This window comes from Enterococcus sp. HMSC072F02 (assembly GCF_001837725.1).
GTDB classification, from domain to species: Bacteria; Bacillota; Bacilli; order Lactobacillales; family Enterococcaceae; genus Enterococcus_B; species Enterococcus_B lactis.
In genome coordinates, this window is the sequence record NZ_KV833975.1 from 1,099 (window position 1) to 11,466 (window position 10,368).

Below are 10,368 nucleotides of genomic sequence, written 5' to 3' on the forward strand. Positions count from 1 at the left end.
TTCACAAAATTTTTCTTCATACTCGAAACTAAACAGCTTTTTCACAACCTCTTTATTTCAAATCTAATTCTACTGGACAATGGTCACTGCCCATAATGTCCGTATGGATCTTTGCATCAGCCAGTCTTGGCGCTAAATCTTTGCTCGTCAAAAAGTAATCGATCCGCCAACCAGCATTGTTTTTTCTTGAATTGAATCGGTAATTCCACCAAGAGTAAACACCTTCTTGAGTTGGATAAAAATAACGAAATGTATCGATAAACCCGTTATCCAACAGTCGAGAAAGAGCCGCTCTTTCTTCTGGAGTGAATCCAGCATTTTTTTGATTCGTTTTCCAGTTTTTCAAATCGATCGTTTGATGCGCGACGTTTAGATCCCCGCAAACGATGACTGGTTTTTGTTTCTTTAGATTTTCCAAATAATTATAAAAGGCTTCTTCCCATTCTAATCGGTAATCTAAACGTTTCAATTCACTTTGAGAATTTGGCGTATAACAAGTTACAAGAAAGAAATCGGAATATTCCAAAGTGATCAGACGGCCTTCTGTGTCGTGGATATCGATACCCATTCCGTAAGTGGCATTCAATGCAGGTTCTTTAGCAAAAATGGCTGTACCAGAATAGCCTTTTCGTTCTGCATAATTCCAATATTGATAATAACCAGGAAGATCTAAATCGATCTGTCCTGCTTGGAGCTTTGTTTCCTGCAAACAGAAAAAATCGGCGTCTAACTCATGAAAAACTTCTAAAAAATTTTTATTTACGATGGCACGAAGCCCGTTCACGTTCCAAGAGATAAATTTCAATAAAAGCACACTCCTTCGAATTAAATTCCTTACCTTTGCGATACTATTGTACCTCATTTTAGTAAAAAATGGTGTAAGATGAAAGTAACTAAATGATCCAGGAGGAAAGTCGATGAAGATTGGTGTAATCGGTGTAGGGAATATTGCAGAAAAAGCATATTTACCAACTTATGCGAAAAAACAAGGAACAGTTGATTTTTATTTTGCAACACGAAATAAAGAAACAAAAGAAAGAATCCAAAAAGAATATGGGTTCCAACATCTATATGAAACGATCGATGAGCTCTTAGAAGAAAAAATCGAAGCATGCATGATCCACGCAGCAACAAAAGTACATTATGAGCTAGCAAAAAGATGTCTGGAAAATGGTATCCATGTTTATATTGACAAACCGTTGAGTGTCCATCTAAACGAAGTGCGTGAATTGCAAGAATTGGCTGATAAGAACCAAGTGATCTTGATGGTCGGTTTTAACCGACGCTTTGCTCCTATGGTAGAAGAATTGAAACGTATCCCAGAGAAGCGGCTGATCCAACTGCAAAAAAATCGAATAGCGGCAAAAGAGACGACAGAATTCGTCCTTTATGATTTATTTTTACATCTCATTGATACAGCGGTGTATTTATTGGATGAACCCATTTTGAGAACAAAATATCAGATAAGAGAAACAAAGGAATATTTGGAATATGCCATTTTACAATTAGAAACACAAAATCAAACGGCTATATTAACGATGGATTTGGCAAGTGGTGCTAATACAGAAAAATATCAAGTAACAAGTAAGAACGGTACTTATGAAGTAAGCGACCTGACCCAGCTTGTCATTCAAGATGCTGATGGAAAAAAGGTGAAAGAATTTGGCGACTGGACGAACACGCTAGTCAAACGCGGGTTTGAGCCAATGGTAGAGGCCTTCTTATCTCAGATTCGTTCAGGTAAACGGGAAGCAGAACTGCTTAAACAGCAAGAAGTTGTAAGAAGTCATGAATTATGCGAGGAAGTGCTTAAAGAGCACTACCGTCATCAACTTTGAACAAGACTGGCAAGATTGTATTAAGCGTGATAGAATAATGGGGACGTTTGAGAAAAGAAAGGAAAATCCTCAGTGAATAAAGAAGAAATAGTTGAAAGCTTAGCCACGATCACTTTATTGTTTGATGAACCATTGATGAACTATACGTTTACGAAAACAGGCGGACCAGCTGATGTCCTTGCATTCCCGAAAAAGCAAGAAGAAGTAAAGCAAATCATCGATTATTGCCGAATCCATGATATACCTTGGATGGTACTAGGAAACGCAAGCAATCTGATCGTTCAAGATGGCGGAATCCGCGGTTTAGTCATCATGCTGACTGAAATGAAACAGATTCATGTCAAAGGAACGATGGTCATTGCGGAAGCAGGTGCCTCACTGATTGATACGACTTATGCAGCTTTGGCCGAATCATTGACTGGATTTGAATTTGCTTGCGGCATCCCGGGAAGTGTCGGTGGAGCGGTTTATATGAATGCAGGTGCGTATGGCGGAGAGATCAAAGATGTTTTTGCTGAAGTGGATCTTTTGCTTGAAGATGGAACATTGAAAACTTTGACAAAAGAAGAAATGGTATTTTCTTATCGTCACAGTAAAGTCCAAGAACTACGTGCTATCGTATTGGAAGCTCGATTCAGTTTGCAAACAGGGGATTATGAAGCAATCAAAGCAAGAATGGATGAGTTGACAGAATTGCGTCAATCAAAACAGCCATTAGAATATCCTTCATGCGGCAGTGTCTTTAAGCGCCCAGTAGGACATTATACGGGTCAGCTGATCCAGCAAGCAGGATTGCAAGGTCTGAAATGGGGCGGTGCACAAATCTCTGAAAAACATGCTGGATTCATCGTCAATATCGATCATGCGACAGCGACAGATTACATTGAATTGATTGCGCACATCCAAGAAGTAATCAAAGAAAAATTTGATGTGTCTTTAGAAACAGAAGTGCGGATCATTGGAGAGAAACAAGCACTATCAGAAACAAGCAGAAGTTTAGCGAATTAATAAGTAATTGAATTGCACTTAAAATAAGTAAAAGAGCAGGACGGTGGACGCCCTGCTCTTTTTTGTGGTTGTTTACGCAAATGGTGCAAATCTTGTACATTTTAACACAATAAAACAAAAAATATAGAATATTTTCCCGTAAATTTTTCCATTTTTTGCAATATTCTCAAAAAAAAGATAAAAAATGAGAATAACTGATGAAAAAACAGGTGTAATCCATCATAAAATCAGTATAGGTGAAAAGATGAACTTTCATCTGCATATCAAGTGATTAATATGAGGCATTTTTTTGAGGTGTAGGATATGAAGTTGGATTACCTTATCGAAGAGGAAGATAGAGAAAAACTGCTGTTAGCCAGATATTTAGAATTTGAGAAAAAGAATTACGTCGTGTTGTCTAAGTTATATGAAACATTAGGTTTATCTAAATTTAAAACAAGAAATTATATCATAGAATTAAATAAAGAATTTTCTGAATTCAAATCAAAGCCAGAGATCCAAATCTCAGAAGAAGGAGAGATTCATGTTGAACGGCTAAATTTGACGGATATCAAAAATTTAAGAAGAATCTACTTTCAACGATCAAAAATTGCTCGACTGTTAACGGAGATCGTGGATTCAAAAGTAACAATTGAAAAATTTGCAGAGAACCATTTTTTAAGCATATCAAGAGCTTATGTAAAAAGAAGAGAATTAGTCTCTTTTCTTGAACAGCATCAAATAAAGTTAAAGAAAAACATATTAGTTGGGGAAGAAATAAACATACGGAACGTATTATTTGGGGTATATTTTGGGGTCTTTAATGGTTTTTTTATGCCATTTAGAGAAAGCGTCATGAATGAAGCAAAAAGTATCGTGCAATATTTTGAATATCTGTTCAATTTAAAGTTGTCTGCCACAAAGCGAATCAAATTCAATTTGCTAACTACTGTTAGTTTGTTGAGGATTTATGGAAATCAACCAATAGGAAAACGTTTCTTTTCAGATGAATACTTTAGGAGCTCAGAAGGAATGAAGATTATTAAGGATTTATCGCATATTTCTTTTCTACATATCCCTAAAGAGCAGATTATTGATGAGATTTCTTATATCATGTTATTTTTGATTACGGAAGAAGAATTTGAATTAGATGGTGCGTTTGGACTTGCGGAAGCTCATTTCCATGATATCCATATGATTAGTCAAAAAATGTCAGTGGAATTGATTAATCAATTACCATTTTCAACTGAAGTTTCTGAAGAAGAAAGACTCCATATACGAAAAGAACTTCGTATGGGGATGATGCATGTCAATCGGAAAAATTGGATATTCGACTTTGAGATGACTAGTTTTACGTCTAAAAAGCAGTTGCAGTTTTTCTTCGAAACGTATCCAATATTCAGTACAGCGATCCAAAATGTCATACAAGATAATAAACGCTATTTCTTGGAAAAAGATGAACGTTTCATGATTCGCTTATTTTATGATTATCTTTTTTTATTGGTCGGTATTTGTCCAGTCTCTTATTTTGAATCACCAATCTATGTCTGTATTGATTTCTCTCAAGGATCTGCCTATACCGATTATATTATTTCTCAAGTGAAGGGATTTAAAAATTACAATATTGTGATTGAAAATCGAATCACTTCCCGTACGGATATTTATTTATCTGATTGTTTGCTTGAAAAATTCAACAAAGAGCAGATAATATGGAAAAATCCGCCGACTCCAGATGACTGGGAATATTTTGGGAATATCATTATCAGAGAAAAAAATAGACATTTAACTGAAAAAATCAGCTAATATTTATGGATGACAACTTTGTCTCACCTATTTATTAGCTGATTTATGTGTTTTTTCAAAGAAAAGATGACTAGATATCAAGAGATATGGCTTGACAAAATTAAAAAGTACATAAGTTATTATTCCGATTTTCTTGAAACAATAAAAAATCAAGAAAAATACTGTCCGAATTGACCATCTTTTTTTGATTTTATCTATATAATAAAATCATCTTATGAAAATTACTACTTCATGCCGAGGCAAGAGTAGGGAGGACTAAGAATAAATGTGTTCAAAAAGACAACCTAAAAAACTAAATAAACACGCTTGCCGTTTAGACAAAGAACGATCGTGTTCTGAAAACCGCTACGTCAAATTTGTGATGCGTACGATGCTAATCAGCTTATCTGTAGGTGTCTATATGAATGTACCCATTCAGGCAACGGCACAAACCATCAAGATCGTACGTACATCTGTCTCTGAGACGACTGATTCCCCTATTACTATTACCCATACTTTCACTGATGTAAGTGGAACACAGCTGCTTCCTTCTTTGAATTCCTATAATAAAGTCAGTTATCCTCCAACGATAAACCACTATTGGTTAATTCCTAACAAAACATTATGGACATCAGAAACTGGAAGCAGCGTGCCGCTTTCTGTTTTTTCCGGTATGACTGATCCAACAAAAGGTGATCAGCTAAAACAGATCATTGATAGTTTAAATCATGCTTTGACAGGTGTGAAGGACGGTGGAAGTGCACAAGTCTCTTATGTATATGGAAAAGATTATTCACAGTTCGAAGGAAAGGAAATCGACGTTCTGGCAGGGACAAAAATTTCGATATCGAATCTGGTAGAAAGCTTGAGGAATGCAGATGGAACACAAGGAGATATGTCCAAGGTAATTTCAAACAATGGGAATATCATAGACACGACAAATACAGGAGTATCTACTATTGACTTGTCTTATTTTGATCCAATTGCTTTAAAAACAATGACTGCATCTGCTGTGATTCATGTTCATGCTGATCAAACAGCTGTCAAAGGAAAAGATCTTCATCTAATAACAGGAGAGAATTACGACCCTAAAGCTCTTATCGAATATGTAACAAAAAGCGATGGAACTTCAGGGAATAAAGAAGAAATCAAAATGAGCGGGACAGTAGATCCTGCCACACCGGGAGAATATCCCGTCGTATTAACTTATGTAGACCCTCTTACATCAAAAGCGGTGGAAATAACAGCTGTCGTTTATGTAGAAGCACCTGCTGCTTCATCGACTGTCATCACTCATTTTATTGATCGTCAAACGAATAAAGAACTGCAAGCAGAAACACGCATAAGTAGTGTAGAACCTATTCCAGATTTACAACTCCCTGCTGAATTTTCTGATCGAGTACCAAATGTAGATTTGTCGACTTATGAACAAGACGGAAAAGTCACTTCTATTTCTGACTGGATGCAAGCAAACGGTTTAGACAGAAATAGTAACTGGTCGGTGATCCTTGAAGCCCTTCACTCAAAACTGATGAATAATAGGAAGCAATCAGGGGAGGAAATTACCTTCACTTATGTTTATGTACCGGATAATAGTTCATTAGAAGGTCACGTTGTTATTGCTCAGCCAAATGAAAAAATAAGTAAAGAAGAGTTGATCCAATCCGCAACAAACTCCTTAGGTAAACCCGTACCGTTAAAAGATGTAGCGGTTATAATCAACGGAGAACCATTGGAGGATGGTTATTTGACCAAACAAACAGGAGATTTTACGATTATGTATAGTTATCATGATCCGTATTCACTCCAAGAACTCCACGCTCAGTCGCTATTACATGTTTTACCATTAAATAAACAGATAAACCAAAAAGAACAAAAAAAACAAGAAGAAAGCTTGTCAGAAAAAAAACAACAAATGGCTCCTACAGTTTCTCCAACAGGGGAAGTAAAACAAACAAGAAGCCTAGAACCAGCAAGAATATCTATAAAAAGTTCAGAATCTAACAAAACGATAAGGCAAGAAGATCGTTTGATCCCACAAGTTTCTGAATCGGAAAATGAAATGTTAGAGTCTAACATAGAACAACAATTAGAAAAAGAAATTGTTGCTAAACAGCCGGAAGATCAAAATGAATCAGAGAACCACAAGGAAACGAAGAAAAAACGCTTGTCAACTATTGATTCCACCGATGAGCATCTGCAGCCGCAAGTACCACTTCCTAGTCCGGGAACACCCGCACCTGGTGGAGGTGTCCCTTCTTCTTCCGCTTTAGGAGATGTCATGCGGGGGATGGCAGGAACATGGGTATACGCTAATCGAAATGAATTTGACGCAGATGACTGGTTCTGATTCATTCCCCTATCTGTTATAGTCAAATAAGTAGCTGAGTTATCTGTTATTTGGCATAATGGATACGAGGAGGGATAGAAAAATGTTAGATAAAACGTTGCCTTACGCAGAAATCTGGATGACAAGACCACTTCAACTGCCTGTGCCAATGACACCTTTAGCGGAAGGTTTTGAATTTCGAACCTATCAAAAAGGGGACGAATCTGCTTGGTCAGAGATTGAAACTTCCGTTGGGGAATTTCAAACGACAGATGAAGCACTTGAGTATTTTCAAAAAAAATTTGCTCCTTATCCTGAAGAACTTGAAAGAAGGATGTTTTTTGTAGAGACAAAAAATGGAGAAAAAGTAGCAACCTGTACCGCTTGGCGAAAGAAATCAAGAGAGCGAGTGTATCCGGTTTTTCATTGGTTGGCAGTTAAACCAGTTTACCAAGGAAAAGGGCTCGCAAAAGCATTGACTGCTAAAGTCTTACAAGAATTTCCTACTCTCCATACGGATGGACCAATCTATCTTCACACCCAGACATGGAGCCATCAGGCGATTGCTCTTTATAAAAAAATGGGTTTTTCTTTTATTGCTGAAAATCTAGATGGCACACCTAATCCAGACTATGAAAAAGTTATGCAGGTTTTAAGTAAATTAGATAAATAAAAAAATGGTGAAATCAGCTCACAATATTAGAAGAAAAACGGAAAAGTAGTTCTTTCTATCTTACTGTTTTTGAATTCATCCTGTTGGCTAGCTGATGATACGCTATTTATTCGAAAAAGAAGAGGTCGTGACAAAAGTCTTGTCACTGCCTCTTCTCTTATTTCTTTAGTATGTTTATCGTTTGATTTTCTTGGGAATAAAATTCTTGATGAAAGTAAATTTTTGGTAATCATTTCGACTATAAAGGTAACCAAATATACTGAAAACGACTGCTCCAATAAAATTAACAAATAAATCCTTCATAGTATCCATGATTCCCACATCTAAATAACCATTTTGGATGATTATTTTATCTGTTTTACCGTCTGCATTCTGACTTTCAATGATTGTCCGAGTGATATCAGGAACATGATAGACAGTGTTTCCGTCTTTGCTTAACTCCACACTATTGATTTGCTGGACGATCGTATCTTTTTGCATATCGAATTGTAGCAATTTATCTGCTGAAAATTCAACAAACTCCCACATAACACCGACTGTCATCGAAAAACAAAAGGAAACGACTGCTAATAACAAAGGAGTCAAGTTCATCGTTTTTGTATTTTTATTGAGCAAATAAACAAGTGAAAAACCGACACCCCCAGCTAAAAATCCGCTGAATGCATGTAGAAAAGTATCCCACATTGAAAAATAGCCATAAAAATCGCTTAATTCTCCTAAAACCGTTGAACTGAAAATAAAAGATAACAATATGATTTCTAACATATTTGGAATCTGTATCTTTAATATCTTTTCCAGGAAATAAGGAATTTCAAATAAAATCAGTGTCAATAATAAAAGCATCGTATTTCCCCAATGTTGGTTCCAAATCTGATCCACTAGCATAATAACAACGATGATACGTAATAAAATATAGATTCCATTTGTGATTCTGCCAGCAGTTTTTGTACTGTTCGTAAAAAAGGTTTTCAAATGATTCATAAAATAACTCCTTCATGTATATCCTTAATTATACTAAGAAGCGTGCGATTACCAAAACTATATGTCTTAAAGAAAAACAGAGTTGATATTGTGAAAAAAATCACTTAATATAAGCATAAGGAGAAAAGGGGGATAAATATGAAAAAATTAGTTGTTGGTTTATTAACGGCGGTTTCGCTTCTTGCCATGAGTGCATGTGGCGCAGATCAGAAAAATACAGCACAGACAAGTTCTAGTACGAAGGAATCTGCCGAAGTGTCATCAGGTGCTTCTGAACAAGCATATACTGATCCAAAAGAAATGAAAGAATCTTATGATATCGTAATCGTGGGAGCTGGCGGTGCAGGGATGGCAGCCGCTATCGAAGCAAAAGATGCTGGCTTGAACCCAGTGATTTTCGAAAAGATGCCTGTTGCCGGAGGAAATACGTCTAAATCATCAAGCGGAATGAACGCTTCTGAAACCAAATTCCAAAAAGAAGAGGGAATCGAAGACTCAAATGAGGCATTCTATGAAGAAACGCTAAAAGGTGGCGGAGGAACAAATGATAAAGAAATGCTTCGTTACTTTGTCGATCACTCTGCTGATGCAATCGATTGGTTGGATCAAAATGGGATCAAACTAGATAATTTAACGATCACTGGAGGGATGAGTGAGAAGAGGACGCATCGTCCATCTGATGGCTCGGCTATCGGTGGATATTTAGTGGATGGATTATTGAACAGCGTCCATGAGCGAAAAATACCGATTTTTGTCAACACAGATGTGACAGACATTAAGAAAAATGGCGAAACAGTCAATGAAGTGACTGTACATGTCCAAGGAGAAGAACCAAAAGAGATCACCGGTAAAGCAATCGTCGTCACTACAGGCGGTTTTGGTGCGAGCAAAGAATTTATTGAAAGATATCGTCCCGATTTAGCTGATTATATTACGACAAATCAAGAAGGATCAACTGGAGATGGTATTACCATGATCGAAAAGTTAGGCGGACAAACCGTTGACATGGATAAAATACAAATTCATCCAACCGTGCAACAGGATGAGGGAATCTTGATCGGTGAAGTGGTTCGCGGAGAAGGAGCAATCTTGGTGAATCAAGAAGGCAAAAGATTTGTGAATGAAATGGATACAAGGGATAAAGTATCTGCAGCCATCACAGCGTTGCCTGAAAAATCAGCGTATTTGATTTTTGATCAAGGCGTGCGTGATCGTGCCACTGCTATTGAATTTTATGACCAAAAAGGATATGTCACAACTGGAAAAACAATGGAAGAATTAGCAGAAAAAATTGATTTGCCAAAAGAAACATTAGCAAAAACAATTGATGGATGGAATGCGGATGTTGCGGAGAAAAAAGATGCTCAATTCAATCGTGCCACAGCCATGGAACATGATCTATCGTCTCCAAATTATTATGCAATCAAAATCGCGCCAGGGATCCATTATACGATGGGTGGTGTGAAAATCAATACGAATACCGAAGTATTGGATAAAGAAAATCAGCCAATCAGCGGGTTGTATGCTGCCGGAGAAGTCACAGGTGGCTTACATGGAGACAATCGAATCGGTGGAAACTCAGTTGCAGAAATCATTATTTTTGGGCGACAAGCGGGCATACAAGCAGCTCGGTTTGCTTCTGAAAATGAATGAAATAGAACGTAAATAAAAAGAGGTTGTGAAATCAGCGTTTTGACCTGAGTATTAGAGAAACAAACGAAAAAATAGTTCCACATATTTTGCCGTTTGTTGAGCGAATACCGAGGGTCAGCTGATTG

At 36.9% G+C, this 10,368-nt stretch carries 8 protein-coding genes; 6 read left to right on the plus strand and 2 right to left on the minus strand.

The window, feature by feature from the left end:
* Nucleotides 1–52: 52 nt before the first annotated feature.
* Nucleotides 53–805, minus strand: coding sequence for an exodeoxyribonuclease III (locus HMPREF2731_RS12120; protein ID WP_002308394.1), 753 nt, complete (start codon nucleotides 803–805; stop codon nucleotides 53–55).
* A 112-nt stretch (nucleotides 806–917) separates the two neighbouring features.
* Here HMPREF2731_RS12120 and HMPREF2731_RS12125 point away from each other — a divergent pair, with 112 nt between their 5' ends.
* The 5 genes from HMPREF2731_RS12125 to HMPREF2731_RS12145 all read left to right on the plus strand — a co-directional run bounded on the left by HMPREF2731_RS12125 (nucleotide 918) and on the right by HMPREF2731_RS12145 (nucleotide 7,609).
* Nucleotides 918–1,838 (plus strand): Gfo/Idh/MocA family protein, encoded by a 921-nt coding sequence (locus HMPREF2731_RS12125; protein WP_024636558.1) that lies wholly within the window; start codon nucleotides 918–920, stop codon nucleotides 1,836–1,838.
* Between the two features lie 72 nt (nucleotides 1,839–1,910).
* The gene (gene murB, locus HMPREF2731_RS12130) at nucleotides 1,911–2,846 is read left to right on the plus strand and encodes a UDP-N-acetylmuramate dehydrogenase (RefSeq protein ID WP_070703712.1); all 936 of its coding nucleotides are present in this window, start codon (nucleotides 1,911–1,913) and stop codon (nucleotides 2,844–2,846) included.
* Between the two features lie 303 nt (nucleotides 2,847–3,149).
* The gene (locus tag HMPREF2731_RS12135) at nucleotides 3,150–4,628 is read left to right on the plus strand and encodes a helix-turn-helix domain-containing protein (RefSeq protein WP_070703710.1); all 1,479 of its coding nucleotides are present in this window, start codon (nucleotides 3,150–3,152) and stop codon (nucleotides 4,626–4,628) included.
* A 265-nt stretch (nucleotides 4,629–4,893) separates the two neighbouring features.
* Nucleotides 4,894–6,957 carry a bacterial Ig-like domain-containing protein gene (locus HMPREF2731_RS12140; RefSeq protein WP_070703708.1) on the plus strand — a complete coding sequence of 688 codons (2,064 nt, stop codon included), beginning with the start codon at nucleotides 4,894–4,896 and terminating at the stop codon, nucleotides 6,955–6,957.
* 82 nt (nucleotides 6,958–7,039) lie between these two features.
* Nucleotides 7,040–7,609, plus strand: coding sequence for a GNAT family N-acetyltransferase (locus HMPREF2731_RS12145; RefSeq protein WP_070703706.1), 570 nt, complete (start codon nucleotides 7,040–7,042; stop codon nucleotides 7,607–7,609).
* 174 nt (nucleotides 7,610–7,783) lie between these two features.
* On the opposite strand, the gene HMPREF2731_RS12150 is transcribed toward HMPREF2731_RS12145, so the two are convergent.
* A complete protein-coding gene (locus HMPREF2731_RS12150) occupies nucleotides 7,784–8,590 on the minus strand; it encodes a DUF2238 domain-containing protein (protein ID WP_070769810.1) in 807 nt (268 codons plus the stop codon).
* Nucleotides 8,591–8,728: 138 nt separating this feature from the next.
* Between HMPREF2731_RS12150 and HMPREF2731_RS12155 the strand changes: the two genes are divergently transcribed.
* A complete protein-coding gene (locus tag HMPREF2731_RS12155; protein WP_070703702.1) occupies nucleotides 8,729–10,243 on the plus strand; it encodes a flavocytochrome c in 1,515 nt (504 codons plus the stop codon).
* Nucleotides 10,244–10,368: the final 125 nt, after the last annotated feature.

Excerpts from the sequence above, each read along its gene's own strand:
- HMPREF2731_RS12150 (WP_070769810.1), bottom strand. The coding sequence starts at position 8,590 with ATGAATCATTTGAAAACCTTTTTTACGAACAGTACAAAAACTGCTGGC.
- HMPREF2731_RS12125 (WP_024636558.1), top strand. The coding sequence starts at position 918 with ATGAAGATTGGTGTAATCGGTGTAGGGAATATTGCAGAAAAAGCATAT.
- HMPREF2731_RS12140 (WP_070703708.1), top strand. The coding sequence starts at position 4,894 with ATGTGTTCAAAAAGACAACCTAAAAAACTAAATAAACACGCTTGCCGT.
- HMPREF2731_RS12135 (WP_070703710.1), top strand. The coding sequence starts at position 3,150 with ATGAAGTTGGATTACCTTATCGAAGAGGAAGATAGAGAAAAACTGCTG.
- HMPREF2731_RS12145 (WP_070703706.1), top strand. The coding sequence starts at position 7,040 with ATGTTAGATAAAACGTTGCCTTACGCAGAAATCTGGATGACAAGACCA.
- HMPREF2731_RS12155 (WP_070703702.1), top strand. The coding sequence starts at position 8,729 with ATGAAAAAATTAGTTGTTGGTTTATTAACGGCGGTTTCGCTTCTTGCC.